This window comes from Kribbella sp. CA-253562 (assembly GCF_050942265.1).
In the GTDB taxonomy this organism is placed as follows: Bacteria; Actinomycetota; Actinomycetes; order Propionibacteriales; family Kribbellaceae; genus Kribbella.
This window is the reverse complement of sequence record NZ_CP192049.1, coordinates 8061966-8087514: the sequence shown is the minus strand read 5'-3', so window position 1 is coordinate 8087514 and position 25549 is coordinate 8061966. Positions and strand designations below refer to the sequence as shown.

Annotated in this window: 34 protein-coding genes; 19 read left to right on the top strand and 15 right to left on the bottom strand. The window is 70.1% G+C overall.

What is annotated here, in order from left to right; translation table 11 throughout:
- The first annotated feature begins 93 nt into the window (after positions 1-93).
- Both ACQPXM_RS38475 and ACQPXM_RS38470 read left to right on the top strand, forming a co-directional pair.
- Positions 94-720 (top strand): peptidoglycan-binding domain-containing protein, encoded by a 627-nt coding sequence (locus ACQPXM_RS38475; protein ID WP_432942915.1) that lies wholly within the window; start codon positions 94-96, stop codon positions 718-720.
- A 62-nt stretch (positions 721-782) separates the two neighbouring features.
- Positions 783-1460 carry a hypothetical protein gene (locus tag ACQPXM_RS38470; protein WP_432942914.1) on the top strand — a complete coding sequence of 226 codons (678 nt, stop codon included), beginning with the start codon at positions 783-785 and terminating at the stop codon, positions 1458-1460.
- A gap of 18 nt (positions 1461-1478) precedes the next feature.
- Here ACQPXM_RS38470 and ACQPXM_RS38465 read toward each other — a convergent pair whose 3' ends face one another.
- Positions 1479-1952, bottom strand: a complete 474-nt coding sequence (locus ACQPXM_RS38465; RefSeq protein ID WP_432942913.1) for an NUDIX domain-containing protein — start codon at positions 1950-1952, stop codon at positions 1479-1481.
- A gap of 50 nt (positions 1953-2002) precedes the next feature.
- Positions 2003-2290, bottom strand: coding sequence for a DUF1905 domain-containing protein (locus ACQPXM_RS38460; protein WP_432942912.1), 288 nt, complete (start codon positions 2288-2290; stop codon positions 2003-2005).
- 58 nt (positions 2291-2348) lie between these two features.
- On the opposite strand from ACQPXM_RS38460, the gene ACQPXM_RS38455 reads away from it, so the two are divergent.
- Together ACQPXM_RS38455 and ACQPXM_RS38450 are read left to right on the top strand one after the other, a co-directional pair.
- Positions 2349-2483 (top strand): hypothetical protein, encoded by a 135-nt coding sequence (locus ACQPXM_RS38455; protein ID WP_432942911.1) that lies wholly within the window; start codon positions 2349-2351, stop codon positions 2481-2483.
- A 13-nt stretch (positions 2484-2496) separates the two neighbouring features.
- On the top strand, positions 2497-3150 hold the full coding sequence (locus ACQPXM_RS38450) for an LLM class flavin-dependent oxidoreductase (protein ID WP_432942910.1): 654 nt from the start codon (positions 2497-2499) through the stop codon (positions 3148-3150).
- Here ACQPXM_RS38450 and ACQPXM_RS38445 read toward each other — a convergent pair.
- Positions 3104-3970 carry an alpha/beta fold hydrolase gene (locus ACQPXM_RS38445; protein ID WP_432942909.1) on the bottom strand — a complete coding sequence of 289 codons (867 nt, stop codon included), beginning with the start codon at positions 3968-3970 and terminating at the stop codon, positions 3104-3106. The genes ACQPXM_RS38450 and ACQPXM_RS38445 overlap by 47 nt on opposite strands.
- A gap of 44 nt (positions 3971-4014) precedes the next feature.
- Positions 4015-4428 (bottom strand): DUF4232 domain-containing protein, encoded by a 414-nt coding sequence (locus tag ACQPXM_RS38440; protein WP_432942908.1) that lies wholly within the window; start codon positions 4426-4428, stop codon positions 4015-4017.
- A gap of 30 nt (positions 4429-4458) precedes the next feature.
- Here ACQPXM_RS38440 and ACQPXM_RS38435 point away from each other — a divergent pair, with 30 nt between their 5' ends.
- The gene (locus tag ACQPXM_RS38435; RefSeq protein WP_432942907.1) at positions 4459-4833 is read left to right on the top strand and encodes a nuclear transport factor 2 family protein; all 375 of its coding nucleotides are present in this window, start codon (positions 4459-4461) and stop codon (positions 4831-4833) included.
- A gap of 29 nt (positions 4834-4862) precedes the next feature.
- Positions 4863-5543 carry an HAD family hydrolase gene (locus tag ACQPXM_RS38430; RefSeq protein ID WP_432942906.1) on the top strand — a complete coding sequence of 227 codons (681 nt, stop codon included), beginning with the start codon at positions 4863-4865 and terminating at the stop codon, positions 5541-5543.
- 68 nt (positions 5544-5611) lie between these two features.
- Here the strand turns inward: ACQPXM_RS38430 and ACQPXM_RS38425 are convergent, their stop codons facing one another.
- A complete protein-coding gene (locus ACQPXM_RS38425; protein WP_432942905.1) occupies positions 5612-5986 on the bottom strand; it encodes a VOC family protein in 375 nt (124 codons plus the stop codon).
- Positions 5987-5990: 4 nt separating this feature from the next.
- On the bottom strand, positions 5991-6518 hold the full coding sequence (locus ACQPXM_RS38420; protein WP_432942904.1) for an AAA family ATPase: 528 nt from the start codon (positions 6516-6518) through the stop codon (positions 5991-5993).
- Positions 6519-6670: 152 nt separating this feature from the next.
- Between ACQPXM_RS38420 and ACQPXM_RS38415 the strand changes: the two genes are divergently transcribed.
- The 3 genes from ACQPXM_RS38415 to ACQPXM_RS38405 all read left to right on the top strand — a co-directional run bounded on the left by ACQPXM_RS38415 (position 6671) and on the right by ACQPXM_RS38405 (position 8531).
- Positions 6671-7084, top strand: a complete 414-nt coding sequence (locus tag ACQPXM_RS38415; RefSeq protein WP_432942903.1) for a VOC family protein — start codon at positions 6671-6673, stop codon at positions 7082-7084.
- On the top strand, positions 7085-7957 hold the full coding sequence (locus tag ACQPXM_RS38410) for an alpha/beta fold hydrolase (protein ID WP_432942902.1): 873 nt from the start codon (positions 7085-7087) through the stop codon (positions 7955-7957).
- Between the two features lie 64 nt (positions 7958-8021).
- On the top strand, positions 8022-8531 hold the full coding sequence (locus tag ACQPXM_RS38405; protein ID WP_432942901.1) for a DinB family protein: 510 nt from the start codon (positions 8022-8024) through the stop codon (positions 8529-8531).
- Positions 8532-8534: 3 nt separating this feature from the next.
- On the opposite strand, the gene ACQPXM_RS38400 is transcribed toward ACQPXM_RS38405, so the two are convergent.
- Positions 8535-9506, bottom strand: a complete 972-nt coding sequence (locus tag ACQPXM_RS38400) for a 2-hydroxyacid dehydrogenase (RefSeq protein WP_432942900.1) — start codon at positions 9504-9506, stop codon at positions 8535-8537.
- Between the two features lie 143 nt (positions 9507-9649).
- Between ACQPXM_RS38400 and ACQPXM_RS38395 the strand changes: the two genes are divergently transcribed.
- Both ACQPXM_RS38395 and ACQPXM_RS38390 read left to right on the top strand, forming a co-directional pair.
- The gene (locus ACQPXM_RS38395; protein WP_432942899.1) at positions 9650-10603 is read left to right on the top strand and encodes a hypothetical protein; all 954 of its coding nucleotides are present in this window, start codon (positions 9650-9652) and stop codon (positions 10601-10603) included.
- Between the two features lie 55 nt (positions 10604-10658).
- Complete coding sequence (locus tag ACQPXM_RS38390; protein WP_432942898.1) at positions 10659-11081, top strand: VOC family protein; 423 nt, start codon at positions 10659-10661, stop codon at positions 11079-11081.
- 60 nt (positions 11082-11141) lie between these two features.
- Here the strand turns inward: ACQPXM_RS38390 and ACQPXM_RS38385 are convergent, their stop codons facing one another.
- The 3 genes from ACQPXM_RS38385 to ACQPXM_RS38375 are packed head-to-tail and all read right to left on the bottom strand — an operon-like array spanning position 11142 to position 13381.
- Positions 11142-11702 carry a GNAT family N-acetyltransferase gene (locus ACQPXM_RS38385; RefSeq protein WP_432942897.1) on the bottom strand — a complete coding sequence of 187 codons (561 nt, stop codon included), beginning with the start codon at positions 11700-11702 and terminating at the stop codon, positions 11142-11144.
- Positions 11699-12835: a glycosyltransferase gene (locus tag ACQPXM_RS38380; RefSeq protein ID WP_432942896.1), complete on the bottom strand. Its 1137-nt coding sequence runs from the start codon at positions 12833-12835 to the stop codon at positions 11699-11701. The genes ACQPXM_RS38385 and ACQPXM_RS38380 overlap by 4 nt, the downstream gene beginning before the upstream one ends.
- Positions 12836-12892: 57 nt before the next feature.
- Entirely contained in the window at positions 12893-13381 is a 489-nt protein-coding gene (locus tag ACQPXM_RS38375) for an Lrp/AsnC family transcriptional regulator (RefSeq protein ID WP_432942895.1), read from the bottom strand.
- Positions 13382-13500: 119 nt separating this feature from the next.
- On the opposite strand from ACQPXM_RS38375, the gene ACQPXM_RS38370 reads away from it, so the two are divergent.
- Genes ACQPXM_RS38370 through ACQPXM_RS38360 form a run of 3 tightly spaced genes read left to right on the top strand, consistent with a single transcriptional unit; the run spans position 13501 to position 17007 of the window.
- Positions 13501-14589, top strand: a complete 1089-nt coding sequence (locus ACQPXM_RS38370) for a thiamine pyrophosphate-dependent enzyme (RefSeq protein WP_432942894.1) — start codon at positions 13501-13503, stop codon at positions 14587-14589.
- Position 14590: 1 nt separating this feature from the next.
- Positions 14591-15577, top strand: coding sequence for an alpha-ketoacid dehydrogenase subunit beta (locus ACQPXM_RS38365; protein ID WP_432942893.1), 987 nt, complete (start codon positions 14591-14593; stop codon positions 15575-15577).
- Complete coding sequence (locus ACQPXM_RS38360) at positions 15574-17007, top strand: dihydrolipoamide acetyltransferase family protein (protein ID WP_432942892.1); 1434 nt, start codon at positions 15574-15576, stop codon at positions 17005-17007. Before ACQPXM_RS38365 ends, ACQPXM_RS38360 begins: the two co-directional genes overlap by 4 nt.
- 108 nt (positions 17008-17115) lie before the next feature.
- Here the strand turns inward: ACQPXM_RS38360 and ACQPXM_RS38355 are convergent, their stop codons facing one another.
- Positions 17116-17823: a TetR/AcrR family transcriptional regulator gene (locus ACQPXM_RS38355; protein WP_432942891.1), complete on the bottom strand. Its 708-nt coding sequence runs from the start codon at positions 17821-17823 to the stop codon at positions 17116-17118.
- A 321-nt stretch (positions 17824-18144) separates the two neighbouring features.
- Here ACQPXM_RS38355 and ACQPXM_RS38350 point away from each other — a divergent pair, with 321 nt between their 5' ends.
- On the top strand, positions 18145-19434 hold the full coding sequence (locus ACQPXM_RS38350; protein ID WP_432942890.1) for a hypothetical protein: 1290 nt from the start codon (positions 18145-18147) through the stop codon (positions 19432-19434).
- Position 19435: 1 nt separating this feature from the next.
- Positions 19436-20167: a sortase domain-containing protein gene (locus tag ACQPXM_RS38345; protein ID WP_432942889.1), complete on the top strand. Its 732-nt coding sequence runs from the start codon at positions 19436-19438 to the stop codon at positions 20165-20167.
- A gap of 51 nt (positions 20168-20218) precedes the next feature.
- Here the strand turns inward: ACQPXM_RS38345 and ACQPXM_RS38340 are convergent, their stop codons facing one another.
- Both ACQPXM_RS38340 and ACQPXM_RS38335 read right to left on the bottom strand, forming a co-directional pair.
- Positions 20219-21013 (bottom strand): S1 family peptidase, encoded by a 795-nt coding sequence (locus tag ACQPXM_RS38340; RefSeq protein WP_432942888.1) that lies wholly within the window; start codon positions 21011-21013, stop codon positions 20219-20221.
- A gap of 201 nt (positions 21014-21214) precedes the next feature.
- The gene (locus ACQPXM_RS38335; protein WP_432942887.1) at positions 21215-22051 is read right to left on the bottom strand and encodes an aldo/keto reductase; all 837 of its coding nucleotides are present in this window, start codon (positions 22049-22051) and stop codon (positions 21215-21217) included.
- Between the two features lie 130 nt (positions 22052-22181).
- Between ACQPXM_RS38335 and ACQPXM_RS38330 the strand changes: the two genes are divergently transcribed.
- Positions 22182-22637, top strand: a complete 456-nt coding sequence (locus ACQPXM_RS38330) for a MarR family winged helix-turn-helix transcriptional regulator (protein WP_432942886.1) — start codon at positions 22182-22184, stop codon at positions 22635-22637.
- Positions 22638-22646: 9 nt separating this feature from the next.
- Here ACQPXM_RS38330 and ACQPXM_RS38325 read toward each other — a convergent pair whose 3' ends face one another.
- Both ACQPXM_RS38325 and ACQPXM_RS38320 read right to left on the bottom strand, forming a co-directional pair.
- Positions 22647-22850, bottom strand: coding sequence for a DUF3099 domain-containing protein (locus ACQPXM_RS38325; protein ID WP_432942885.1), 204 nt, complete (start codon positions 22848-22850; stop codon positions 22647-22649).
- Positions 22851-22877: 27 nt separating this feature from the next.
- On the bottom strand, positions 22878-23807 hold the full coding sequence (locus tag ACQPXM_RS38320; RefSeq protein ID WP_432942884.1) for a LysR family transcriptional regulator: 930 nt from the start codon (positions 23805-23807) through the stop codon (positions 22878-22880).
- Positions 23808-23878: 71 nt separating this feature from the next.
- Between ACQPXM_RS38320 and ACQPXM_RS38315 the strand changes: the two genes are divergently transcribed.
- Both ACQPXM_RS38315 and ACQPXM_RS38310 read left to right on the top strand, forming a co-directional pair.
- Positions 23879-24916: an SDR family oxidoreductase gene (locus ACQPXM_RS38315; protein WP_432942883.1), complete on the top strand. Its 1038-nt coding sequence runs from the start codon at positions 23879-23881 to the stop codon at positions 24914-24916.
- Between the two features lie 19 nt (positions 24917-24935).
- On the top strand, positions 24936-25526 hold the full coding sequence (locus ACQPXM_RS38310) for a helix-turn-helix domain-containing protein (protein ID WP_432942882.1): 591 nt from the start codon (positions 24936-24938) through the stop codon (positions 25524-25526).
- The last annotated feature ends 23 nt before the right edge of the window (positions 25527-25549 follow it).

Here is a 25549-nt window from a genome sequence, read left to right as displayed (position 1 = left end):
CGGTACGGGCGGAGTACGGGCAGCGCTGTGTCGACGAGAACCCCTAGGTTCCGGTTGTTGCCTGTGAAACCTGAATCCGATGGAAGGTCTGACATGTCAGTCATCTCTCGCGCTCGTGCGCTGACGGCGCTGCCCGTCACCGTCGCCGTGCTCGCCGCGACGGTCGTGTTCTCGGCCGCGGCGCCGGCCTCCGCGGAGGCTGCGTCCTGTTCCGGTACCACCTTGAGCTACGGCAGCCGGGGGACCTGCGTGAAGCTGCTGCAGAAGAATCTGGGTGGGCTCAGCGTGGACGGTGTGTTCGGCGAGGGGACGCGGAGCCGCGTCCGGTCGTTCCAGGACGACGCCGGCCTCGGGGTCGACGGTGTCGTCGGTCCGGCGACCTGGCGCAAGCTGCGAACCTACGGCAAGGCGGTCGGATGGTTGTCCGGCGTCACCGTGTACCTGTGCAAGTCGAGTTCGACGCGCTTCCAGTACTCCGTGTGGAACAACTCCGGCAAGCTCGCCTGGTGGACGCTCGACACGGTGCGACAGGCCGACGACATGCGGTACGCGTTCAGCGGCAACAACGTCCCGGACGACCGGATCGCCGTACAGGGCAAGATCAACGCCGGGGCGCATGACAGCAGGATGCTGACGGTTCGGATCGGGACCTTCGACAACGACAAGACCACCGACAGAGTGCGCGACTTCGCCCGCAACACCTTGCCGGCCTGCGGCTAGCGAATCACGCTGAGCCGTTGGTGCCTCCGACCTTGTCGGTCACGGGCGATAGTGTCCGCGACATGCGAGGTCGGGGCGTGCCGATGGTGACCGAGGTGGCCGAGTACGGCGGGGAAGAGGTGCTCGTGGTCTCCTGCACTCAACTCGGTACGGCGTACTCGGCGGCACAGGCGCGGCGCGTGGTCGGGGAGTGGGTCGAGTTCTTCGCATCGGGGCCGAGCGGGATCCGTGACTTGACGTTCGTCTCGCGGACGCCGAAACGGCTGTTCGCGGCCCTGAGCGGGCAGACGCAGCTTCAGCGGCTGGCGGTCAAGTGGGGCGACTACGAGGATTTGTCGGCGCTGAACGAGCTGACAAGTCTTCGAGAGCTCACGTTGAAAGGGGCCTCCTGCGTCACCAGCGTCGAACCTCTTGCGCGCCTCACCACGCTCAACAGCCTCGTGGTCGAGGGTCTGCGACGAGCCCACGACCTGAGCCCTCTGGGCCGGCTGCGGGACCTCAGAAGTCTCGAGCTGGGTGGCGATTGGAAGTCGCCGCGTACGGCGCACGTTCACTCGATTGGCTTCCTGCGGCAACTCACCCAGCTCGAAGACCTGCTGCTGCACACGATCGTTGCTGACGACTTGGACTACACACCGCTCCTGGCGCTGCCGCGCCTCAAGTCCGTCCGCGTGATGGAGGTCCGGGGAATGAACCCGCCCCACGCGAGCCTCAGACGCATGCTTCCGTGGTCGGCCTGATTCCACCGGCTGTGGGCGTTACCTGGAGGTCGTGGGTTGGAGCAGGTTGGTCAACGGGGTCTTCACGTCAGCGGGGTAGAGACCCAGGCCGTCGAACTCGTCGGCCCCGGCCCAGAGCAGCTCGAAGGTGTTGTCGGGGCGGTGCGCCTCGGCTTCGGGGCCGGACAGGGTCGGTGTACCGGCGACGTCGGTCATCAGGAAGTACGACGCGGGTCGGCCGTTGTGTTCGCCGGTCCACAGAAGGCGGCCGATGCGGGCGGTGAGGGTGGTTTCCTCGGTTAGTTCGCGGACTGCCGTTATTTCGTGAGTTTCGCCTTCCTCGACGTGGCCGCCGGGGAGGACTGCGTAGTGGTGGCCGGGACATAGACCGTCGTGTCGGCCGGCGGCTTTGCACATGGGGCAGTCGCCGGCTGACGTCTTGCGCAGGTAGCGCTTGATTACCAGTGCGCGTTGACCATCGACGACCACGGCGACTGCTCTTGGGATCGGCATGCGGGCGACGATGCCAGACGGGTCCGACAAGACGCGGATCGAGGCTAGGGCTACACGGCGATGTGCAGGTGCGCGGTGACGGTGTGGCCCTCTTCCAAGGACTCCGCTTTGCGGATGGCGTCCTTGATCGGGAGCAGGTACTTGCCGTCCTTCGGATAGAGGGACGTGGTCCACTCCGTGTCGCCGATGCGGGCGGTGACGGGGATCATGCCCCAGCCGTAGCTGACCGACGTGGACGTCGCCTGGATGTCGGTCGACTCGTCGTCGGGGACGGCGACGAAGTGGTACGGGGACGGGCCGCGCCAGTAGAAGATCTCGCCGGTGAAGTGGACGTCCATAGGTGCAGGATAGGACCGAGGGGTTCCCGCCGGCGTCGGCGTCTCCTAGCGTCGGCGTATGACTCGACGTGCGCTCTGGTTTCCGTTGTTCGACGAGCTGGCCGATCCGGTGGTGGTGGCACGGATCGCGGCCGAGGCCGAGGAGGCCGGGTGGGACGGGGTGTTCGTCTGGGATCCACATCCGCTGGCGTGAGCCGGTGTCGGCCGTGGCCGATCCGTGGATCACGATGGCGGCGATCGCGACCGCGACGAGCCAACTGACGTTCGGGCCGATGGTCAGTGCGATCCCTCGGCGCCGGCCGGTCAAGCTCGCGCGCGAGACGGCGACGCTCGATCGGCTCGGTGGTGGCCGGCTCGTGCTCGGGGTGGGACTGGGCAGCGACCGGTTCGGGGAGGAGTTCTCCCGGACCGGTGAGGAGCTGAACGACCGGGTCCGGGGGCAGATGCTCGACGAGTCGCTGGAGATCCTGACCGCCGCCTGGTCCGGCGAGGTCGTGAACCACCGGGGCGAGCACTACACCGTCGACGGGATCCAGTTCCTGCCGACGCCGGTACGCCGGCACGTGCCGGTCTGGGCGGCCGGGTTTCCCGGCAACAGTCGCCCTAGGCAACGAGCCGCGCGGCTCGACGGGTTCTTCCCGGTCAATCTGAGCTCGCCGGACCAGTTCGCCGAGGCCGTCGCGCAGATCGATGCCCTGCGCAACAGCTCGGCGCCGTACGACTACGTCGCCGAGATCGAACCCGGACAGGACGGTACGCCGTACGAGCGGGCCGGCGCGACCTGGTTGCTCAGCAACTTCGACCCTGGAACGGTCACTGTCGACCAGGTCCGTGGTGTGCTGCAGGACGGACCGCGCTGAAGAAGTCGCCGACGGCCGCGGTGAAGGCGGCGGGGTCGTCCAGCCAGGGGAAGTGACCGGACGCCGGCTGGATGGTGAGGGTGGCGTTCGGGAAGAGGGCGGCGTACTGGGTGGCGAAGGGGGGAGGGGTGCCGACGTCGGTCCGGCCGGAGAGCACGAGAACCGGGTTGGCGAACGTCGCCAGCGCGGGACGAGTCTCGTCCGGCGTCAGAGCTGAGGCGTAGATGGCGGCGGCCTCCTCGTTCTGCTGGGCGGGGATCGCGGCTTCGAGGGCTTGCGCGGCGGCGTCCCAGCGGCCGTGCGAGAACGGCCGGATCGCCTGCCACAGGTCATCGGCGAAGTTGCCGGAGGTGATCTGCTCGAGGGCCGCGTAGGCGTCGTCGAACCACGGCTCGCCGACGCGCTGACGGGCCGTCTCGAGCCGCATCTCCGCGGTGATCGGGATTCCGACGGCGAACGAGCTGGGCGAGATCGGGGCGTACCGGCGTACCCGGTGAGGGTGCTGGGCGATGTACAGGGCCGCGAGGTTGGTCCCGGCGGAGTGGGCCAGCAGGTCCAGCTGGTCCAGACCGAGCTGGTTGCGCAAGACCTCGATGTCGGCGACTTGGCGATCGCACCGGTACGACGCGGGATCCGCCGGTACGGCGGAGTCGCCGGTGCCACGCAGGTCGAGCATCACCAATTGCCGCGGCAGACCGCCGAGATCGCCGAGGTAGACGGAGGCCTGCATCGGACCGCCGGGGATGCAGACGAGTGGTTCGCCGTCGCCGATCAGGTGGTAGGCGAGCTCGGTGCCGTCGTACGAGGTGAAGGTGGGCATGCCGCTGACCTTGGCAGCGTGGGGGACGAAGCGGCAACCGAGTATCAGTCGGCGCGGGCGAACCAGGAACTCGAGAGATTGGTCGCGCCTTCACGGCGCTCCGGCTGCAGAGGACCGGTGACGTCGGCCTCGGCCTCGCCCTCCCAGGTGATGCGTGCGGTGTCCCCGGCGGGCGGGCCGTCCCAGGCGCCCCACCAGACGGGCGCAGTCGCCCGCTCGCCGGGCGCCAGTACGACGTACCCGGGCTCGCGCATTTCGAGCGATACGGCCGTCAGGGTGTCGAGCGGTAGGCCGTCGGTCCCGACCGGGGTCACACCCGGCTTCCCGCTCAGGCGCACGGGACGATCGCTGACGTTCACCGCCGTCAGCTCGCCCCGCAGGCCGCCGCCGTCGGCCTCCCACCTGAGCGAGAACGCGAGCTCACCAGCAACCGCTTCGGGGATCTCGTCCGGCGACATACGTCCATCATGCCCGAGTAACTTGACCCCATGGATGCTGACGCGTTGCGGGAGATCGAGCGGGAGCGGCTGCGGGCCCTGGTGGCGGCGGACATGGCGGTCGCGGCGCCGTTGCATGCCGACGATTTCCGGATCACCACGCCGAGCGGAGTGGGGTGGTCGAAGGAGGAGTACCTCGGTGGGATCGGGGAAGGGTCGATCGACTACCGGCGGTTCGAGGCGGTGTCGGACATCGAGGTGATGCTGGACGCGGCGCTCGCCGTACTGCGGTACCGGTCGGCGATCGAGATCTCGGTGCAGGGCAATCCGCCGGCGCGGCTGTCGGCCTGGCATCTGGACGTCTACCGGCTCGGGCACGACGGCAACTGGCAGGTTCGGTGGTCCCAGGCGACGTCGATCGACTGACTGTCGGCGGGGTCTGTGAGACTTGCGTCGTGACGGTTGCGGAAATGCTGCGGGGAAGTCGGGTGGTGCTGCTCGACTTCGACGGGCCGGTGGCGGACCTGTTCCCGATGGGGAGCGGGAGCCGGATCGGGGACGCGGCGCGGGAGCCCTTGGTGCGGGCGGGCGTCGAGCTGCCCGAGGCGGTACGGCGGACGGTGGAGCACCTGGTCGTGCTGGAGTTCGCGGGCGCGTACGCGCCGGACACCGTCGAGGACGTCGAGCGGGCGTCGGTCGCGGGCGAGCTCGAGGCGGCCGGTACGGCGCCGGTGACGGCCGGGGTGGTCGACTTCCTCGCCGCCTGTGCCGAGACCGGACGGCCGGTGGTTGTGGTGAGCAACAATTGTGCGCCGTCGATCGTGCAATGGCTGGAGCGGGAAGGCCTGCAGCAGCAGGTGGCCGGCGTGGTGGGCCGGCCGTTCGGGCAGCCGGCGTTGATGAAACCGAACCCGGCGTTGCTGGACGGCGTGCTGAACGAGCTGGACGTGCCGGCCGCGAACTGCCTGATGGTGGGCGACTCGGTGAGCGACATCGAGTTCGGCCGGCGGGTCGGCGCGCGCTCGGTGGGCTACGCGAAGTCGGCCGAGCGCGGCGCGCAACTGGCCGAGGCCGGCGCCGACGCGATCACCAACGACATGGGCCGGCTCGCGGCGGCGCTGCGGGCCGTCGGCTAGAACCCGCGCTCGGCGACGCTGCAGCCTGTCGGCCAATCCCGCGATCCGCGGCGCTGCAGGTCGGTCGCCTAGGCCCCGCGCTCAGCAGCGCTGCGTTCCACGCAGAACTCGTTGCCCTCCGGGTCGTGCATCGTGACCCAGCCCGGACCCTCGGGCGATCGGTGGTCCTCGTGCACGGTCGCACCCAGGCCGAGCAGCCGGGTGACCTCCTCGTCCCGCGTGCGGCCCTCGGGGACCCAGTCGAGGTGGACCCGGTTCTTCACGGACTTGCTCTCCGGTACGGCGATGAACAGCAGCCCGGGGATCGGCGCCGGCGCCTCGAGCAGCACTTCGTCGTCGCCGGGCGCGTCGGCGGACGAGATCGGCCAGCCGCTCGCCTGGCTCCAGAAAACCGCCAGCTGGTAAGGGTTCTCGGCGTCGACGGTGATGTGTCGGGGGATCATCGGGTCACCCTAGCCCTCGCGCGCGCAGCCCGCCGAGAATTAGCTCGGCCACCTGCTCGACCGGACCCGAGGCGTCGACCAGCAGCGCGCCGTACCGGGCGTTGTCCTCGTCGATCGTCGCGGCCCAGCCCAGGACCCGGCGGACGTCGTCCGGTGTCGACCCGAACGACCCCGGCGCACGGGTCGCCAGCCGCCGGCGGATCGTCGCCTCGTCCAGGCTCAGGCTGACCACCGCGTCGAACAGGTCCCAGATCTCGCCCTCGTTCCCGACCGTGCCGCAGACGAAGGCGAGCTCCTGGGAGTGCGCCGCAGCGATCCGTCGGACGGTCTCGAGCGGCAGCCGGAGCACGTGCTCGGCGTACCAGCGATCGTCGGCGGCCGGTCCGGGCGGCGCGACCTCGCGGTCGCCCAGATACCAGCGACTCAGTCCGTCGAGGTCGGTGTCGTACGACGGATGACCGCGGCGGCGGAGTTCGGCGCCGACGGTGGACTTGCCGGCGCCGGACGGGCCGGTGACCAGAACCAGGGGCATTGGTTGTCCTAGGCAATGACTACGGAGGGGGCTGGGACGGTGACGTGACGAGGTTGCCGGACAACTGTGGGGCTGAGCCGTCGCGCCGGGGTGCCGGCGCGGTCTAGGGTGCGAAGCATCAGGCGGGCGATTCGGTCAAAGGGGAGTGTGTGATGGCGTCTCGGCTCAATCCTTACATCGCGTTCGACGGCGACGCCCGGGCGGCGATGGAGTTCTACCGCGAGGTGTTCGGCGGCGACCTGGTGATCAACACGTTCGGGGAGTTCGGCGCGCCGGAGTCGCCGGACGCGGACAAGATCATGCACAGCCAGCTGGAGACCCCGAGCGGGTACACGCTGATGGGCTCGGACACGCCGCAGGGCATGGACTACACCCGCGGCACCAACGTCTCGATCAGCCTCAGCGGTGACGACAGCGACGAGCTGCACGGCTACTGGGAGAAGCTGTCCGAGGGCGGAACGGTCTCGGTCCCGCTGGAGAAGCAGATGTGGGGCGACGAGTTCGGCATGTGCACCGACAGGTTCGGTATCGCCTGGATGGTCAACATCGGCGCACCGCAGAGCTGATTGAGCACCCTCGAGCTGCCGGACGGCCGGCAGGCGCAGTACTGGGACACCGGCGTCGGCGCGACGACCGTGTTCTTCCTGCACGGCTGCCCGGACACGCGTCGCGCGGCGTTCCCCGGAGCGCCCGCGGCGCGTGAGTACGGCGTGCGCCTGGTCGCCGTCAACCGGCCGGGCTACGGCAAATCGGACGCCGCCGCCTCCGACCACCTGTCGGTCGCCGACGACGTCGCGGCGGTTGCGGACCAGCTCGGCATCGACCGGTACGCCGTACTCGGGATGTCGATCGGTGGTCCGTACGCGCTGGCCTGCGCGGCGAGGCATCCCGACCGGGTCACCCGGGCAGCGGTCGTCGCGAGTCCGGCGATCGTGCCGGAGCTCGATCCGCCGTACCACCGTGACGACCTGGGCCCCGATCAGCAGGAGTTCTTCACCGGCCTCGCCCAGGCGGAGGTCGAGGAGTCGATCGAGCGGATCCGGCCGGACTTCGCGCAGTACGTCGCCCAGCTGGATCCGGCCGATCCCGACGACGACGCGCTCGCCGCGCGATGGTCCACAGGGCATCCGCCGCTCGACGCGGAGTGGTTCGCCCAGCAGCCGGCGAGCGAGCTGGCCGCGGCCGCGCGGGAGGCGCTGGTGAATCAAGACGGCTACCTCAGGGATGCCGCGATCTCCTTCCGGGCTTGGGGTTTCCGGCCGGAGGACGTCACCTGCCCGACCACGGTCTGGCACGGCATGGCCGACCCGCAGGTCTCGATCCGCAACGCGCGGTGGCTGGCCGAGCGGCTGCCCGACGCCCAGCTCGAACTGCGGTCGACGGCACATCTCACCACCCTGCACAGCCACTGGCCGGAGCTGCTCACCGCGCTGCGGTAAATCAGTTCAGGCGGACCGGCTGACCGGGTTAGCGTCGAAGGTGACGTCGACGAGGGGCTACGCCATGAACAACGAGGTGTTGCTGGACGCAGTACGGCACAACAACTGGGCGACGAAACAGCTGATCGAGTTCTGCCGGGTGCAGGAGTTCACGCCCGAGCAGCTGGAGGTCACCGGCGTCGGGACGTACGGCGGGATCCTGGCCACGCTGGACCACATCGTGCGCTGCGACGGGAGCTACGTCCGCCGGCTCGCGCAGCAGGAGCTGGACTTCGTGGACAGCGAGGAGCCGGCCGACTTCGACAACCTCGAGCGCTGGAACGAGCAGTGCCGGCTGGTCTGGGAGGACGTGCTGTCGAAGCCGATCGAGGTCGAGCGGGTGGTGATCATCGACGACAACACTCGCGGGACCCGCGCCGGGATCTTCATCGCCCAGGCGCTCAACCACGCCAACCACCACCGCGAGCAGGTCAACGCGATCCTGACCGGCTTCGGCATCGAACCTCCGGACACCCAGGCCTGGGAGTACGCCTGGCACACCGGCCGCATCTGGGACCTGGACCAGCCCAGCTGAGGATCAGCCCCGCGATTTCCGTACCAGCTCGGCCGACTCCTGCACCGGCGTCACCGGTACGCCGTTCTCGAACCAGCTGACCAGGTTCTCGACCACGAGCCGGCCCATCGCGTCCCGGGTGGGGATGCTGCCCGAGCCGACGTGCGGCAGCAGGACGGCGTTGTCCAGCTCGAGCAGCCCCGGGTGGACCTCGGGCTCGTGCTCGAAGACGTCCAGGCCCGCGCTGAGGATCGTTCCGGCCTTCAGCGCGTCGACCAGGGCGGCCTCGTCGACCACCGTTCCGCGGGCGACGTTGATCAGGATGCCGTCCGGGCCGAGCGCGGACAGGACCTCGGCGTTCACCAGGTGCTCGGTTTCCGCGCCGCCCGGGATCACCACCATCAGGATGTCGCTGGCTGCGGCCAGCTCGACCAGCGTCGGGTAGTAGTCGTACGGCACGTCCTTGCGATGACGGTTGTGATAGGCAACAGAGATGCCGAACGCCTCGGCCCGGTGGGCGATCGCCTCACCGATCCGGCCGAGTCCGAGAATGCCCATCCTCCGGCCGCTCAAGGTTGCCTTGGTCAACGGGTACGGGCGCTCGTGCCAGTGCCCGTCGCGCAGATACCGCTCGGCGCGGGACAGCTCGCGGGCGGTCATCAGCAGCAGGCCCATCGCGGTGTCCGCGACCTCGTCGTCCAGTACGCCGGGGGTGTTGGTCACGACGACGCCTCGCTCGGCAGCGGCCCCGGCGTCGATCTTGTCGTAGCCGACACCGAAGCTCGCGACGATCTGCAGGTTCGGCAGCTGGTCCAGGAATTCGCCGTCGATCGCCGTCCCGCCGGTCGCGACCGCGACCACGTCCTTGGCGCGCTCGGCCAGCACGGCGTCCGGGTCGTCGGCCTCCCACAGCCGGATCACCTCGAACGCGTCGGCCAGCCCGTCCGGCACCGAGCGGTTCATCGGGCCGGGCATCAACACGATCGGGCGGGCCATCGGATCTCCCTCGCTGTCGGGTTTGTCCTGGCAAGCCTATGTCCCGGTCATCTGCCTGACGAAGCAGGTTCATCCGGTGGACGACGCGCGTTCCGGCGTCCGGCGAAGGCTGCCGGAGTCCCCCTTTCCCCTCGGAGGTCTCGATGAACAAATTCCCCGCCCTGCTCGCCGCGTCGACCGTGCTGGTCGCGGCCGCGATCCCCTCGGTCGCCACCGCACGCCCGGACAGCGTCTCCACCGCTCGCGCCGGGGCCGTCGTCCAGGCCGCCGAGCCGCCGGCGTACTCGGCGACGCCGGTGAAGTCGTTCCCCGCCTTCGACGCCAACCAGGCGGTCGCGGTCGACGCGAAGTACTTCTACGCGGTGAACAACCGCACGATCACCAAGCACGACCGGCGCACGGGTGAGCCGCTGCTGCAGTTCGCCGGGGACGCCGACGGCCCGTTCGAGCACCTGGACAGCGCGGCCGTGGTCGGCAGCAAGCTGTACGCCGTGCACTCGAACTACCCCGAGTGGCCGATGGAGTCGTCGATCGAGGTGTTCGACACCCGCACGATGCGGCACGTCGGCACGCACAGCTTCGGCATCGAGCGCGGATCGCTGACCTGGCTCGACCGGTACGACGGCGCCTGGTGGGCCGGCTTCGCGAACTACGACAAGCCGCGCGAGGACGACGCGGCCACGCCGTACGGGCAGACCTACAACACCCAGGTGGTGAAGCTGAACGACAACTTCGAGGTGGTCGCCGGCTGGACGATCCCGAAGCCGATCCTCGACCGATTCAAGCCGATGAGCAACTCGGGTGGATCGTGGGGTCCGGACGGGCGGCTCTACCTGACCGGGCACGACCTCGGCGAGGCGTACGTGATGAAGCTGCCGGTGGCCGGGTCGGAGCTGCGGTGGGTGGCGACGGTTCACCTGCCGGACATTCAGGGGCAGGGCATCGCGTGGGACCGGTCGACGGCCAAGAACCCGACGTTCTGGGCGATCAGCCGGCCGGCCAAGCAGGTCCGGAGCTTCACGATGCCGGTGCGGTCGATCCTTGACCCGGTGTCGGCGGGTTGGCAGGTGTTCGGTCCGGGGCAGTTCCGGCGCTGAAGGTTGCCGGGGTAGCGGTCGTCAGCTGGCCGCTACCCTCGGCAGGCTGAGTTTCATGACTGAAACCACTGCCACCTTGCACGCCGTCCTCTCCTATCGCGACGCTCCGGCCGCGCTGCGCTGGCTGGAGAAGGCCTTCGGGTTCGAGACGACGATGGAGTTCGCCGACGACCAAGGCGGGATCATGCACGCCGAGGTCCGCTACGGGACTGGTGTCGCCTTCACGGTGTTCACCGACGAGGTCGGGTACGAGCGGCCGGCGCGCAAGGGCGAGACGGCTGGGTCGGGCCTGTACGTCGCGGTGGCGTCGAAGGAGACCGTCGACGCGGTGCACGAGTCGGCGGTCGCGGCCGGCGCGGAGTCGATCTGGGCGCCGGGCGACACCGAGTGGGGCAACTACCGCTTCCGCGTGGTCGATCCCGAGGGGTACGAGTGGACCTTCGGCACGCATGTCCCCGGGCAGCCTCAAGCCTGGTGAGCCCCGGCGGCCGGCTTGACCGGCGGGACCCCGAGGGCCGGTCCGCAGCCCGGCCTTCGGTCAGCTTGCTTCCGTCTCGAGTGACCTGACGAACTGGCGGCAGACGTGGACTCGCTGGAACTCGGCGCGCAGAGTCTCTTCGTGCTCGATCCAGGCGTGGAAGAAGCCGCTGCGGGGCATCAGGTCGGGCCGATCCGCGAACGCGGCTGCCTCCTGCGGGGTCGAGGCGTAGACGTGGAGGTAGCGCATCGCCTCGGTGAAGCCGTGCGCGTCGTACCAGGCCAGCGTGCCGTCGTCGTCGCGGGTCCAGGCGTCGACCTGGAGTGCTCCGCGCGCTGTGAGCCGGGTGCATGCCTGGTCCAGCAGGGCGCGGGCGATGCCGCGGCGGCGGTGGTCGGGGTGGACGACGATCGTCTCGATGGTCGCGTCGGTGCCGTCGATGCCGGCGTCGAGCAGGCCGACCACTTCGCCGTTCTGGATCGCGACCAGTTCGATGGCGCGGGCCGGTTTGTGGGTGGCGACGTCGTCGAAGTACGCCGTGTCGAGGAAGCCGAGGACTCGGCAGCGGAGCCAGCTCGGCTCGTCGGTGTCGGTGTAGTCGCGCAGGGTCCAGTCGGTCATCGGTCGGTGGGGCGGGCGAGTGCTTCGATCAGGGGGACGGTGCTGGTGACGTCGGGCAGGGCGCCGAGCTCTGCCTGGAGCTGCTCGGCCGCTTGCCGGTAGTTGCTATCGGCAAGAACTGTGGTGACGGCGGTGGTGACGTCGTACGGGGTGAGGGTGACCGGGTCGAGCACCTGACCGAGGCCGAGGTCCAGGATGCGCTGGGCGTTGTGCGGCTGGTCCGCGCCCAGCGGGAGGACGACCGACGGCAGACCATGGGCGAGTGCGCCGAGCACGCTGCCGGATCCGCCGTGGGAGACGACCAGGTCGCAGTGCGGCAGGAGTTCGTCCTGGGGGACGAAGCGCTCGATCCGGACGTGATCGGGTTGCGGGCCGAGAGCCGCGGGGTCGTTGCGTTCGCCGACGGTCACGACCACGTTCGCGTCGACGTCGCGCAGGCCCGCGACGACGCGGGAGAACAGGTCGCCGGTGTCCGGCTGGAACACCGTGCCGAGGGTGAAGTAGACCGTCGGAGTCTCCGACCGGGCCCGGACGACGTCCGTCGCGCGGTAGGAGAACGTGCCGGCCGGCAGCGGGAACGCCGGATGCCGGAAGCTCGGCGGGAACGGCGACAGGACCAGGTCGCGGTCGAGCATCGCGAGCTCGGGATCCGGCGCGAGGCCGTACTCGGCGCGGACCTCGCCGAGCGGTCCGGCCAGCAGCTCCCGCCGCAGCAGCGAGCCGGCCGCGAGCACCAGCACCGTCGTACAGGGGATGCCAAGCTTCTCCGCTGCGACGGCAGCACCGAAGTCGGCCTCGTCCCGCACGATCACATCCGGCCGCCACTCCCCGGCGATCTCCACGAGCGCCGAAGCATGCCGACGTGCGCCCCGCCCACCGAACGCCTCGGCGAAATGCCGTTCCTCCGCCGCAGCGTCAACCGGCTCCAACGCCTCAGGAACCGGCGCCGGAGCCCCCGCGTCCCGCGGCCCACTCGTCGCGAACGCCCGAAACCCCGCCGCCTCGACAACCGCCGTCACCTTGCCCGACCCAGCCACCCGAACCTCGTGCCCAGCCGCCTCCAACGCCCGAGCAACCGGAACAAGCGGCCGGAAATGCCCACTACCCCCGATGAACGTGCACAAGATCCGCATCCGCCGCACAGTACCGCCGCACAGGCCGACAACCGGCCGGGGTCCGGTGGCACTTGCTCAGAGCGTGCCCAGGTCCTCGAAGATCAGGGCGGTGCGGGTGCCGAGGACCTCGGGGATGGCTTGGAGTTTTTCCAGGACGACGCGGCGGAGGCCCTCGTTGTCGGCGGCTCGGACCAGGAGGATGGCGTCGAAGTCGCCGCCGACGAGGGCCATGTGTTTGATCTCGGGGATGGTCTGGAGTTGTTCGCGCAGGGCTCGCCAGGAGCTTTGGCGGAGACTCAGCGTGACGTAGGCCGACGTGGCCAGGCCGAGTTTGAGGGGGTCGACGGTGGTGGTGAAACCGGTGATCACGCCGGTCGCGGTGAGGCGTTCGACGCGGGCGTAGGCGTTGGCGCGGGAGATGTGGACCTGGTCGGCCAGGGCTCGGATCGAGAGGCGGCCGTCGCGGGTCAGCGCCTCCAGGATCTGCCGGTCGAGCTCGTCCAGCGCGGGGGCGACGACCATCTGTCCAGGCCGCCCGCTGTCGGCTGCGAGTTCTTCGGACATTCTGCTCCTCAACGACGCTGCGGCGTGGACCGATCGTCTCGCAATTCTGCAGGGTCTGGCAGCGATTGGCCAGAAGTACGACGATGAGGCATCAGTCCGTCTCCCTGCAGGAGGGCCCCATGTCCACCGTCGAGGAGCGTCTGCTTCCTTCCGCCGAGCCCGTCCGGCTGATCGACGAGCACGGCGCCGCGCACGACCACGTGCAGTACCAGTTGCCGCCCGCGGAGACCCTGGTCGACGGTTACGCACAGTTGGTCAAGGGCCGCCGGCTCAACGACCAGGCCAGTGCCCTGGTGCGCCAGGGCCGGCTCGCGGTCTACCCCTCGTCGCACGGCCAGGAGGCCTGCCAGGTCGCGGCGACGATGGTGCTCGGCGACCAGGACTGGCTGTTCCCGACGTACCGGGACACCGTGGCGATCGTGAGCCGTGGCGTCGACCCGATCGAGACGCTGACCCTGCTGCGCGGCGACTGGCACTCCGGCTACGACCCGTACGAGCGCAAGGTCGCGCCGCAGTCCACGCCGCTCGCGACCCAGCTCCTGCACGCGGTCGGCGTCGCGCACGCCGCCCGGCTCAAGGGCGAGGACACCGTGGTGATGGCGCTGGTCGGCGACGGCGGCACCAGCGAAGGCGACTTCCACGAGGCGCTCAACTTCGCGGCCGTCTGGCACGCGCCGGTCGTCTTCTTCATCCAGAACAACGAGTACGCGATCTCGGTCCCGCTGGCCAAGCAGACCGCCGCGCCGTCGCTGGCGCACAAGGGCATCGGGTACGGCGTACCGGGTGAACGGGCCGATGGCAACGATCTGGCCGGGCTGCTCGCCGTCCTGGGATCGGCGGTCGCGAAGGCGCGCGCCGGCGAGGGACCGCAGCTGGTCGAGGCGCACACGTACCGGGTCCAGGCGCACACCAACGCCGACGACGCGTCGCGGTACCGCGACGACGCGGAGGTCGCGCCGTGGCTGGAGCGGGATCCGATCAAGCTGCTCGACGCCTACCTGACCGAAGCCGGGCTGCTGGACGACGACAAGCGCGCGGCCGCCGCGTCCGCCGCGGACCAGACCGCCGAGTACCTGCGGGTCGGGCTGATGGAGGACGTCCACCCGGATCCGGCGGAGCTGTTCCAGCATCTCTACAGCACGCCGACACCGCAGTTGCGCGAACAGGCCGCGTTCCTGGCCGACGAACTGGCTCGTGAGGAGGCCTGAGATGACGCACGTGAAACTCTCCATGGCGCAGGCGCTCAACCAGGCCCTGCGGGACGCGATGCGAGCCGACGACACCGTGCTGATGTTCGGCGAGGACGTCGGCGCGCTCGGAGGGGTGTTCCGGGTGACCGACGGACTGACCGCGGAGTTCGGCGAGCAGCGGTGCTTCGACACCCCGCTGGCCGAGTCCGGCATCGTCGGAACGGCGATCGGCATGGCGATGAACGGCATGCGCCCGGTGGTCGAGATGCAGTTCGACGCGTTCGGCTACCCGGCCTTCGAGCAGGTCGTCAGCCACGTCGCGAAGATGCGCAACCGGACCCGCGGCCGCGTCTCGCTGCCGATGGTGATCCGGATGCCGTACGCCGGCGGGATCGGCGGCGTCGAGCACCACTGCGACTCGTCCGAGTCGTACTACGCGCACACGCCCGGGCTGACCGTCGTCGCGCCGGCGACGGTGGCCGACGCGTACTGGCTGCTGCGCCGGGCGATCGAGTTCCCCGACCCGGTCATCTTCATGGAGCCGAAGAAGCTCTACTGGGCCAAGGACGAGATCGACCTCGGCGCCCCGGAGCCCGGCATCGGCAAGGCCGTCGTACGGCGGGAGGGCGCGGACGCGACGCTGATCGCGTACGGGCCGACGGTGCCGGTCGCGCTGGAAGCCGCCGAGGCCGCGGCGTCGGAGGGGCGGCAGCTGCAGGTGGTGGATCTGCGGTCGATCGTGCCGTTCGACGACGAGACGGTCTGCGCCGCGGTACGGCGTACCGGGCGGGCCGTGGTGGTCGCCGAGGCGAGCGGGTTCGCCAGCGTGTCGTCGGAGATCGTTGCCCGGGTCACCGAACGGTGCTTCCACTCACTGGCCGCGCCGATCCGGCGGGTGACCGGGTTCGACATCCCGTTCCCGCCGCCCCACCTGGAGCGGCACCAGCTGCCGTCGGTGGACCGGATCCTCGACGCGGTCGACGACCTGCAGTGGGAGGACTCGTGAACACGTTCCTGCTCCCCGATCTGGGCGAGGGGCTGACCGAGGCCGAGATCGTCCGATGGCTTGTTGCCGTCGGCGACGTCGTGACGGTCGACGCGCCGATCGCCGAGGTCGAGACGGCCAAGTCGCTCGTCGAGGTCCCGTCGCCGTACGCCGGGGTGGTCACCGAACTGCACGGCACGGAAGGCTCGACGGTTGCCGTCGGCAAGCCGCTGATCACGATCGGCTCGGCGGCCGGCGAGGCGTACCGCGAGGAGGAGAAGGCGGGATCGGGCAACGTTCTGATCGGTTACGGAACGCCGGAGAACGCGGGTTCTGGGCGACGTCGCAAGCCGCGGGCCAACGGCCGGACTGCTACGGCGGTCGCCGAGCGTACCGACGGCCGGACTGCTGCGACGCTTGCCGAGCGTACCGACGGCCGCACCGCTACGGCGGTTGCCGAGCGCCCCAACGGCGCAGTGGTTGCTGAGCGCCCCGGAGTCCCGTTGGTGATCTCGCCGCTGGTCCGGCGGATGGCGAAGGACGCCGGCATCGATCTGCGCACGCTGGAGGGGTCCGGCGCGGGCGGGCTGATCGTCCGGAAGGATGTCGAGGCAGCCATTGCGGCGGCCTCGGCCGACGCTGCCCGCGTCGAGGCGCCGGTGAGGACCGGCGAGCGACAGGACGCGCAGAGCGGACTTGTCGCCTCCAGCACAGGTCATCCGCACGGCGCCCCGGCCGACGGGCGCGACGCCCGGACCGGACTGCCCGAGCTTCGGCGTACGCCGATGAGCGGGTTCCGCAAGGCGGTCGCGGCGACGCTGAGCCGGAGTCGCTCCGAGATCCCAGAGGCGACCACGTGGGTGGACGTGGACGCGACGGCGCTGGTCGAGCTCCGTGCTTCGTTGCGCACAGCAACTGATCCGGGACCGGGACTGCTCGCGCTGATGGCCCGCTTCGTGGTCGCCGGTCTGCGCAAGTATCCCGAGCTGAACGGTTTCGTCGACGGCGACGACCTTGTCCAGTACGACGGGGTCAACCTCGGCCTGGCGGCGCAGACCGACCGCGGGCTGCTCGTGCCCGCTGTTCCGAACGCGCACACGCTCACCGCCCGCGAGCTCGACGCGGAGATCCGCCGGCTCACCGCCGCGGCCCGCGACGGCAAACTCACCAGCCACGAGCTGGCGTCCGGCACGTTCACGCTCAACAACTACGGCAGTTTCGGCGTCGACGGCAGCGCGGCGATCATCAACCACCCGCAGGTCGCGATCCTCGGCGTCGGCCGGATCATCGACCGTCCGTGGGTGGTCGACGGCGAACTGGCGATCCGCAAGCTCACCCAGCTGTCGCTGGTGTTCGACCACCGGGTCTGCGACGGCGGAACGGCGGCCGGTTTCCTGCGCTTCGTCGCCGACGCTTTCGAGAATCCGGGTTCCGCCCTCGCCGATCTCTGAACGGGCGGACGTGCACCACTGACCAAGCAGCTCGCGCGCGGGGGCGCCACGCCTGGAGCGGGCTCAATCGAGGCGCTCGGCGCAGGTTGGTCGGTGGTGGACGTCCGTCTACGACAGGCGGCGTGGACGAAGGCCCACGAGGATGACCCGGAGCCCGGCTGCGAAGCGGGCCTCGGGACCGGCGGCGTCCTCGCGGGACAGGTAGGAGGTCAGCGCGCCGGCGCCCACTCCGAGCTGGTCGCCGGCGGCTTCGGCCCAGGCGCTCTCGGCCAGTCCGCTGCGGCGCACGGTCGCGATCCAGGCCGCGTCCGTCACGGCGGCGCCCACGACGTAGTGGAAAACCGCAGACACGGCCGCGTCGAGATGCACGCCCTTGAACCCGGCCGAGGCGAGGATGCCGACCATGCGCTCGGCGTAGGCCTGGTAGTTCGGGCCCAGTCCGGCGTGCGACGCGAGCAGCTGGGGTGCCCAAGGATGCTGGGCGAACGCACCGTACGCAGCCCGCGCGAGCGTACCGAGTTGGTCGCGCCAGTCGCCGTCCTCGGCCGGGACCAGCGCTTCGCCGAAGACCTCGTCGACCGCCAGCTCGAGCAGGTCGTTTTTTGTTGCCACGCGCCAATAAAGGGCCGAGGTCGCGGCCGCGCCGAGCTCCGCGGCGAGCCGGCGCATCGACAGTTGCTGCAGTCCGTCGCGGTCGAGGATCTTCAGCGCGGTCAGGACGATGTCCTTGCGGTCGAGCGGCGCGCGTGTCGGCGCCGGCTCCGCTCGCAGCCAGACCGATCCCAGGGCTGTCTTCTCGTCCGCTTCGCGTGCCATCCCGGCACCCTACTGAAACAATGTTCCGTTTCGTGGGACGCCGTGTCATTTACTACGCAGCGCAGCCGTCCGGTTGTCTTGAGCAACCGTGTGTAAAGCCTTCGGCGAGTCGCACCCGATCGGCTTGCTTCTCGGGGCGCCGACCTAGAAAGATGCGACGCGCTGTCCTGTCGGGGGTCGGCGTGGGCGGAGCTGAGGAAGACCGCGCAGCCGAACGGCCATGGGCTGATCGGGATGGCAGCGAGCACGGCCGCAGTCGGCGTCGCCGAGTGGCCGACGACATCGCCGGTCCTCAGCCGGCTTCAGACAGTGGGGAATTTTGTGAACGCATCGAAGGCAGCGCGCGTTCGGGACGCCGTCAAGGCGGCCACCGCGCGGGGCACGACCATGCTGGCCGGCGCGGGGGCTGTTGTTGTCGCTCTGGGTGGCGTCACCGTTCTGATGGCACCGTCGGCTTCGGCCGACGGCTCACCGCGGCAGGGCAATCCGACCTGCGCCGAGCTACTCCCGGGGACGAGCGAACTGAAGTTCGAGGACGCCGCGGTAAAGGACGGCTCGATGTCGGCGGGTGACCTCACGGTCACCATCGACGTCCGCGTTCTCGACGCCGACGACCCGGCGCACGACGGCAACCAGATCGGCAGCCAGGTGGTCGACTTCACCGCCACCGGCGGCACGATCCTCGGTGTCATCGTCAAGGGCGGTCCGACGGCCAACTTCTACAACTACAGCCCGGCCGGGACCACTGCTGGTACGTCGCTGCACGCTCCAGTGAACAAGTCGAAGTTCTACGACTTGAGCCACGTGTCGTTCTGCTACGGCACCCCGACCACCACGCCGACGCCGACCCCGTCGAACACGCCGAGCGACAGCCCGACGCCGACCGACACCCCGTCGGACACACCGACGCCAAGCGATACCCCGACGCCGTCGGACACGCCCACCCCGAGTGACACTCCGTCGGATACGCCGACGCCGAGCGACACTCCGTCGGACACGCCCACGCCGAGCGACACTCCGTCGGACACCCCGACGCCGTCGGACACGCCGACGCCGTCGGACACGCCGAGTGACACCCCCACTCCGTCGGACACGCCGAGCGACACCCCCACGCCGAGCGACACCCCGTCGGACACCCCGACGCCCTCGGACACCCCGACCCCGAGCGACACTCCGTCGGACACGCCGACGCCGAGCGACACTCCGTCGGACACGCCGACCCCGAGCGACACTCCGTCGGACACCCCGAGCACTACCCTGACGCCGACCGACACCCCGTCGAACACGCCGACCCCGTCGGACACCCCCTCGGACACCCCGTCGCAGACTCCCTCGGAGTCGCCGAGCGGCACGCCGTCCGAGTCCCCGTCGCAGTCGCCGTCCGGTACTCCGAGCACGTCGCAGCCGACCGCGACCCCGTCCACGTCGACCCCGGTCGTCGTACCGACCGAGATCGACGCCGGTGTGGGCGGTTCGCCGCAGCTGACCAACACGTCGGCGAACACCAGCAACCAGAACGTGTGGGGCATCGCCCTGCTGGCCGTCGGTGGTCTGCTGATGGTCGGCGCGCTGCTGAAGGGACGCCTGCGCCCGGGCAAGCACGCGCTCTGACATGACCGTTCAGCCTGATCGTCAGCACCGCCCCGGCCGTCGCCGGACCGTGGTGGCGCTGACGACGGGCGCGGTCCTGGTCGTTGCCGGCGGCTACCTGCAGTTCCGCCCCGACGACGACCAGCAAGGCCGGCAGGCCCCGCCTGCCGGCCTTGTGTCGTCCCAGCCGTCTGCCCAGCCCACCGCGCAGCCGTCGTCCGCGGCCAAGCCGTCGACCCCGGCCTCGAGCAACCCGGCGAACAAGCCGACCAGCACGTCGTCCGCCCTCCCGGAGGCCAGCGGTACGCACCGCCCGCCGGTCGGCGGTCCGCAGCGAATCGTCGTCCCGCGACTCAAGGTCTCCGCGCGGGTCCTCGGGATCCGCGCCAAGGGCAGCACGCTGATCCCGCCGTCCAATCCCCGCCTGGTCGGCTGGTGGTCCGACGGAGCGCGACCGGGTGCCGAGAAGGGATCGGCGATCATCACCGGGCACACCGTGCACACCGGCGGTGGCGCGTTCGACGACCTCGGCACGCTGCGTCCCGGCGACGCCGTGAATGTTGCTACCGGCAAGCAAACCCTGCGGTACGCCGTGGTCTCGGTCACCACCTACCGCAAACGGGCCCTGGCCAAGCAGGCGGCCCGGCTCTTCGACCAGAGCGTGCCCGGCCGCCTCGTCCTGGTCACCTGTGAGGACTGGAACGGCACCGACTACGAGAGCAACGCCGTCGTCATCGCCCACCCGGTCACATGACTCGGCGGCCGCCCCCTCCGTGGAGGGAACGGCCGCCGGAGTGACGGATCGTCAGCTGTTGATCTGGGTGGTCAGCGCGGAGGCGTACGTCGCGACCTCGGCGTACACGCCCGGGTTGCCGGCGTCGGCGCAGCCGATGCCCCAGGACACGACGCCGAACAGGCGGCCGTTCAGGACCAGCGGGCCGCCGGAGTCACCCTGGCAGGAGTCCTTGCCGCCCGCCTTGTAGCCGGCGCAGATCTCGCCGTTCGCCACGTAGCCGTCGTTGGCGTAGACCTGACCGCAGTACGAGTCGCCGAGCACCGGCACGGTCACCTTCTGGAAGGTGTCGGCCGGGCCGGTTCCCTCGGTGGCGCCCCAGCCGTAGACGACCGGCTGCGCGCCGACCGCGTCCGCCGCTCGGCTGGTCTCCAGCGGCAGGGTCGGCACACCGGTGAACGGCGTGGCCAGCGTCAGCACCGCGACGTCGTGGCCAAGGGCGCGGCCGTACAGCGGGTCCTTCCAGATCCGGGAGATCTTCGAGGTCCGGCCGGTCGTCGTGCTCAGCCGGTCGCGGCCCTGGATCGCGGTATAGGTGCTCATCGCCTTGGTGACGCAGTGCGCGGCGGTCACGATCTTGTTCGCCTTCACCAGCGTGGCGCCGCAGTACTGGCCGCTCGGCACCGGGGACTGGCTGTTGTTCAGCGCGATCGCCCAGGGCGCCTGCGCGGTGCTCGCCAGGGTGCCGCCGACGATGTTGGTGCCGGGCGTCACCCGGGCCTCGGCGGTGCTGATCGCACCGGCCGACGCGACGGCGACCATCACCGCGACCATCGCCGCACGGGTGAACTTGAGCTTTCCTGTCATGCCTCACACTCCAGGTCTCTTCGGCCGCTTGGGCGGTTGCGGCCTTTGACCGAGAAGAGTCGTCGCATCACGGTGCGTGAAGCAAGCGATTGCTCCGGCACATCGGTGACGGGTCATCCCTGTGTCACCGAACGCCGGGTCCGGCAAGGGGAAACCTCCGGCCGAGGCCGTTCGGCGGACCGGCGGTGCCGAGTTCTCCTGTCAGGCGACGTTGAACTCGTCGGGGTGCGGGCCGGTGCGCTCGTCGCGGTCGAGCTCGGCCAGGGCGGCGAGATCGGTGTCGGTCAGCTCGAAGCCGAACACGTCGAGGTTCTCGGCGATCCGGGACGGCGTAACGGACTTCGGGATCACCACGGTGCCGAGCTGGAGGTGCCAGCGCAGCACGATCTGAGCCGCGGTCCGGCCGTGCCGCTCGGCGATCGCCTGGACGGCCGGCTCGGCGAGCAGCGAACCGCCCTTGGCCAGCGGGCTCCAGGCCTCGGTCGCGATGCCGTGCTCCTCGTCGTACGCGCGGACCTCGGTCTGCTGCAGGTACGGGTGCAGCTCGATCTGGTTGACCGCCGGGACGATCGACGCGGTCTCGGCGAGGTGGTCGAGGTGGGCCGGCTGGAAGTTGGAGACGCCGATCGCCCGGACCAGGCCGTCGGCGGTGAGCTTCTCCAGCGCGCGCCAGCTGTCGGCGTACTTGCCGAGGGCCGGGGCGGGCCAGTGGATCAGGTAGAGGTCGACGTACTCGAGTCCGAGCAGCGACCGGCTGCGCTCGAAGGCCTTCAGGGTCCGGTCGTAGCCCTGGTCGGCGTTCCACAGCTTGGTGGTGACGAAGAGCTCGGAGCGCTCGATGCCGGAGTCGGCCAGCGCCTTCCCGACGCCCGCCTCGTTCTGGTACGCCGCGGCGGTGTCGATGCTGCGGTAGCCGGCCTGGAGAGCGGCGGTGACCGCGGCAGTGGTCTGATCGTCCGGCACCTGGAAGACGCCGAAGCCCAGCTGCGGCATCTCGACGCCGTTGTTCAAGGTGACGGTGGGAATCTCGGCTGGCATGGCTTTTCTGCTCCCGCTAGGTAGTCTGGTGATTAATACCCGCGTCCGCGATAGTTGCACACGCGGGCTATTAGCTCATGAAACCACTCGTGGTGGTTGAGATCAAATGCGGGGCGAGTGAGGAGGAGTTGTGGGACTACCGGACGACGCCGCGGAGGCACGCGCGCAGGGGTGGCGCACGCTGGCGGCGCTGCACGCGCGGATCGAGGACGAACTGGAGCGCGCGCTGCAGAAGCAGCACGGGCTCTCGGTCAGCGAGTACAGCGTGCTCGACGTACTGGCGCGGCAGGACGACTACCACCTGCGGATGAACCAGCTGTCGAACGCAGTGGTGCTCAGCCAGTCCGCGACCACCCGCCTGGTGAACCGGCTGGAGGACCGCAAGCTGCTCGAGCGCTACCTGTGCCCGACCGACCGCCGCGGCATCTACACCGAGGTCACCCAGGCCGGGCGTGACCTGCTCGAGCAGGCCCAGCCGACCCACGACGCGGTGCTGACCTCGGCGCTGAACACGGCCGCCGAACTGCCCGAGCTCGCGCCGCTGGTGAAGGCGCTGGCTGAGCTGTCCCTTCCCGCCAAGGTCTGAACCGGGGAGTCAGTCCTGCCGGTTGTTCGCGACGATCGCGGCGATCGGCGGCAGCACCGCGGCGACGGCGCTCATGCCGATCGCCGCGGGCACGGAGAACAGTCGCACGACGAACCAGGCCAGCACGATCAGCACCACGCAGGTGCCCATGATCCACAGATACGCCCGCTGGTTACCGGGCCGGCCGGTCATCCGCCACTTCGGCTCGGGCACCTTTCCACCGTACGCCGGGCGCCGCGGTCACACGGGTTTGGTGCCGGGGATGTCCGGCCAGGTCGTGTGCAGTACGTCGATGAAGGCGGCCGCGAGGGGATCGGCGGTGCCTCGGGTGTAGGCCGTGAGCGTGCGGCAGATCGGCGGGTCGGTGCGCAGGACGAGGCCGTCGAAGCCGGGCGGCAGGATGTTGGCGGGGACCAGGGCCGGGCCGAGTCCGGCGACGGCGAGCCCGGGGGCGGCGGCGGTCTGCTCGGTACGGACGGCGATCCGGGGCTGGAAGCCGGCTTGGGCGCAGGCATGGTCCAGCAGGTCGGCGAGGCCGTGGCCCGGCGTGTAGTGGACCCAGGCGCGGTCGGTCAGCTCCCCGAGCGAGATCGTGGGCGCCCGATCCAGCAGTGTGGAGCCCTTGCGGCGACGTTTGGGCGCGAGCGCGTCGTCGGAGGCCAGGACGACAACGAACTCCTCGATCCCCAGGCTGTGGACAGCGCCGGGCCACGTCGCGGGTGACGGGCCGATGGCGAGATCGGCCTCGCCGGTGGTCATCGCGTCGGCCAGCTCGTCGGCGTGCCGGTGCTCGAACAGGCGGATGCCGACGTCGGCGTACTGCCGGCGCCAGGCCTTCAGCGCGGCCGGCAGGATGCCGAGGCTGACCGAGTAGAGCGTGGCGATCTGCAGCTCGCCGGTCTCCAGCCCGGCGGCCTGGCGCGCGGCGCACCGGGCGCGTTCGGCGTCGGCGAGCGCGGCGCGGGCGTACGGGAGCATCGCGCGACCGCTGGGCGTGAGCCGGAGGTTCTTCGGCAGGCGCTCGAGCAGTGGACCGCCCGCCGATCGTTCGAGGGCCCGGATCTGATGCGACAGCGCCGGCTGCGTGACGTGCAGCAACTCGGCGGCGCGGGTGAAGGAGCCCTGGTCGACCACGGTCACCAGGTACTCCAGCTGCCGCAGCGTCGCCATGAGCTGAGTTTATGCACAGGCTGAGAACGATGCATTGGACTTATCCACAGACTCGCCCACAGGCTGGGGACATGACGAAGAACAAGGCCCTGGTGGTCGGCGCGCGCGGCGTGATCGGCAGCAACCTGGTCGAGCACCTGAACGGACTGCCCGAGTGGGACGTGATCGGCCTGTCGCGACGCGGCGGACCCGGCCAGCTCGCGGTCGATCTGCTCGATGCCGACGACGCGCGGACGAAGCTGGCCGGGCTGACCGACGTGACGCACGTCTTCTACGCGGCGTACCAGGACCGGCCGACCTGGGCCGAGCTGGTTCCGCCGAACCTCGCGATGCTGGTCAACGTGGTCGACGCCGTCGAGCCGGTCGCGCGCGGGCTTCGGCACGTCAGCCTGATGCAGGGCTACAAGGTGTACGGCGCGCACCTCGGGCCGTTCAAGACGCCGGCGCGGGAGGACGATCCGCCGCACCTGCCGCCGGAGTTCAACGTCGACCAGCAGCAGTTCCTCGAGGATCGGCAGCAGGGCAAGGCCTGGACCTGGTCGGCGCTGCGGCCGTCGGTGGTCGGCGGCACGGCGCTCGGCAACCCGATGAACCTGGCGGTCGCGATCGCCACCTACGCGTCGATCTCGAAGCAGCTCGGCGTACCGCTGCGCTTTCCCGGCAAGCCCGGCGCGTACGACGCTCTGCTGGAGCTGACCGACGCCGGATTGTTGGCCAAGGCAACTGTCTGGTCGGCGACCAGCCCGGCCGCGGCGAACCAGGCGTTCAACATCACGAACGGCGATCTGTTCCGCTGGAACGAACTGTGGCCGAAGCTCGCCGCCTGGTTCGGGATGGAGGTGGCGCCGCCACTGCAGATGTCGCTGCAGGACGTGATGGCGGACAAGGAGCCGCTGTGGAACCGGATGCAGACCGAGCACGGCCTCGCCGGTACGCCGTATGCCGACGTGTCGTCGTGGGGCTTCGCCGACTTCGTGTTCGGCTGGGACTACGACTTCTTCGCCGACGGCTCGAAGGCGCGGCGGGCCGGGTTCCACACCTACGTGCAGACCGAGCAGATGTTCTACCGGTTGTTCGAGCAACTGCGACGACGGCGGATCATCCCGTAGGTGTGGCATGCTCCGGGCTGTGGCTGGTCAGGGAGCGGGGCGCGTGCTCGGGCTGAACCTGCGCGCGCGGCGCGACGAACAGGGCATCTCGTTGTCGGAACTGGCGCGGCGGTCCGGCATCGCGAAGGGCACGTTGTCACAGCTGGAGTCGGGCGCGGGCAACCCCACGATCGAGACGGTGTTCAGTCTGTCGAACGCTCTCGGCGTGCCGGTCTCGGCTCTGCTGAGCGAGCCGCCGGCCTCCGACCTCGTCCTCGTGCGGTCCGCCGACACCGACGTGCTCAGCGGTGCGGCGGTCGAGCTGCGGATGCTGCGGCGGCTGGAGAGCCCCGGCAGTCTGTTCGAGGTCTACGACCAGCGGATCCGGCCCGGCCAGGTGCAGCACTCGACCGGTCATCCCGGCACCGAGCATCACGTGATTCTGACCGGCCGCGTGCGGATCACCGCCCGGGATCGCAGTCAGGAACTCGGGCCCGGGGACTACCTGGCCTTCCGGGCCGACGGGCCGCACGAGTACGAGGCGCTCGACGGCGAGGTCCGGTCGGTGCTGTTGCTGGAGTACCCGCCGGACACCGTTCCGGCCGGGCTGGAGATCCTGCACCTCGACTGACCGCCGCCCCGGGCGTTGACCTC

Excerpts from the sequence above, each read along its gene's own strand:
- ACQPXM_RS38475 (WP_432942915.1), top strand. The coding sequence starts at position 94 with ATGTCAGTCATCTCTCGCGCTCGTGCGCTGACGGCGCTGCCCGTCACC.
- ACQPXM_RS38470 (WP_432942914.1), top strand. The coding sequence starts at position 783 with ATGCGAGGTCGGGGCGTGCCGATGGTGACCGAGGTGGCCGAGTACGGC.
- ACQPXM_RS38465 (WP_432942913.1), bottom strand. The coding sequence starts at position 1,952 with ATGCCGATCCCAAGAGCAGTCGCCGTGGTCGTCGATGGTCAACGCGCA.
- ACQPXM_RS38460 (WP_432942912.1), bottom strand. The coding sequence starts at position 2,290 with ATGGACGTCCACTTCACCGGCGAGATCTTCTACTGGCGCGGCCCGTCC.
- ACQPXM_RS38455 (WP_432942911.1), top strand. The coding sequence starts at position 2,349 with ATGACTCGACGTGCGCTCTGGTTTCCGTTGTTCGACGAGCTGGCCGAT.
- ACQPXM_RS38445 (WP_432942909.1), bottom strand. The coding sequence starts at position 3,970 with ATGCCCACCTTCACCTCGTACGACGGCACCGAGCTCGCCTACCACCTG.
- ACQPXM_RS38440 (WP_432942908.1), bottom strand. The coding sequence starts at position 4,428 with ATGTCGCCGGACGAGATCCCCGAAGCGGTTGCTGGTGAGCTCGCGTTC.
- ACQPXM_RS38435 (WP_432942907.1), top strand. The coding sequence starts at position 4,459 with ATGGATGCTGACGCGTTGCGGGAGATCGAGCGGGAGCGGCTGCGGGCC.
- ACQPXM_RS38425 (WP_432942905.1), bottom strand. The coding sequence starts at position 5,986 with ATGATCCCCCGACACATCACCGTCGACGCCGAGAACCCTTACCAGCTG.
- ACQPXM_RS38420 (WP_432942904.1), bottom strand. The coding sequence starts at position 6,518 with ATGCCCCTGGTTCTGGTCACCGGCCCGTCCGGCGCCGGCAAGTCCACC.
- ACQPXM_RS38415 (WP_432942903.1), top strand. The coding sequence starts at position 6,671 with ATGGCGTCTCGGCTCAATCCTTACATCGCGTTCGACGGCGACGCCCGG.
- ACQPXM_RS38405 (WP_432942901.1), top strand. The coding sequence starts at position 8,022 with ATGAACAACGAGGTGTTGCTGGACGCAGTACGGCACAACAACTGGGCG.
- ACQPXM_RS38400 (WP_432942900.1), bottom strand. The coding sequence starts at position 9,506 with ATGGCCCGCCCGATCGTGTTGATGCCCGGCCCGATGAACCGCTCGGTG.
- ACQPXM_RS38395 (WP_432942899.1), top strand. The coding sequence starts at position 9,650 with ATGAACAAATTCCCCGCCCTGCTCGCCGCGTCGACCGTGCTGGTCGCG.
- ACQPXM_RS38390 (WP_432942898.1), top strand. The coding sequence starts at position 10,659 with ATGACTGAAACCACTGCCACCTTGCACGCCGTCCTCTCCTATCGCGAC.
- ACQPXM_RS38385 (WP_432942897.1), bottom strand. The coding sequence starts at position 11,702 with ATGACCGACTGGACCCTGCGCGACTACACCGACACCGACGAGCCGAGC.
- ACQPXM_RS38380 (WP_432942896.1), bottom strand. The coding sequence starts at position 12,835 with ATGCGGATCTTGTGCACGTTCATCGGGGGTAGTGGGCATTTCCGGCCG.
- ACQPXM_RS38375 (WP_432942895.1), bottom strand. The coding sequence starts at position 13,381 with ATGTCCGAAGAACTCGCAGCCGACAGCGGGCGGCCTGGACAGATGGTC.
- ACQPXM_RS38370 (WP_432942894.1), top strand. The coding sequence starts at position 13,501 with ATGTCCACCGTCGAGGAGCGTCTGCTTCCTTCCGCCGAGCCCGTCCGG.
- ACQPXM_RS38365 (WP_432942893.1), top strand. The coding sequence starts at position 14,591 with ATGACGCACGTGAAACTCTCCATGGCGCAGGCGCTCAACCAGGCCCTG.
- ACQPXM_RS38355 (WP_432942891.1), bottom strand. The coding sequence starts at position 17,823 with ATGGCACGCGAAGCGGACGAGAAGACAGCCCTGGGATCGGTCTGGCTG.
- ACQPXM_RS38345 (WP_432942889.1), top strand. The coding sequence starts at position 19,436 with ATGACCGTTCAGCCTGATCGTCAGCACCGCCCCGGCCGTCGCCGGACC.
- ACQPXM_RS38340 (WP_432942888.1), bottom strand. The coding sequence starts at position 21,013 with ATGACAGGAAAGCTCAAGTTCACCCGTGCGGCGATGGTCGCGGTGATG.
- ACQPXM_RS38335 (WP_432942887.1), bottom strand. The coding sequence starts at position 22,051 with ATGCCAGCCGAGATTCCCACCGTCACCTTGAACAACGGCGTCGAGATG.
- ACQPXM_RS38320 (WP_432942884.1), bottom strand. The coding sequence starts at position 23,807 with ATGGCGACGCTGCGGCAGCTGGAGTACCTGGTGACCGTGGTCGACCAG.
- ACQPXM_RS38315 (WP_432942883.1), top strand. The coding sequence starts at position 23,879 with ATGACGAAGAACAAGGCCCTGGTGGTCGGCGCGCGCGGCGTGATCGGC.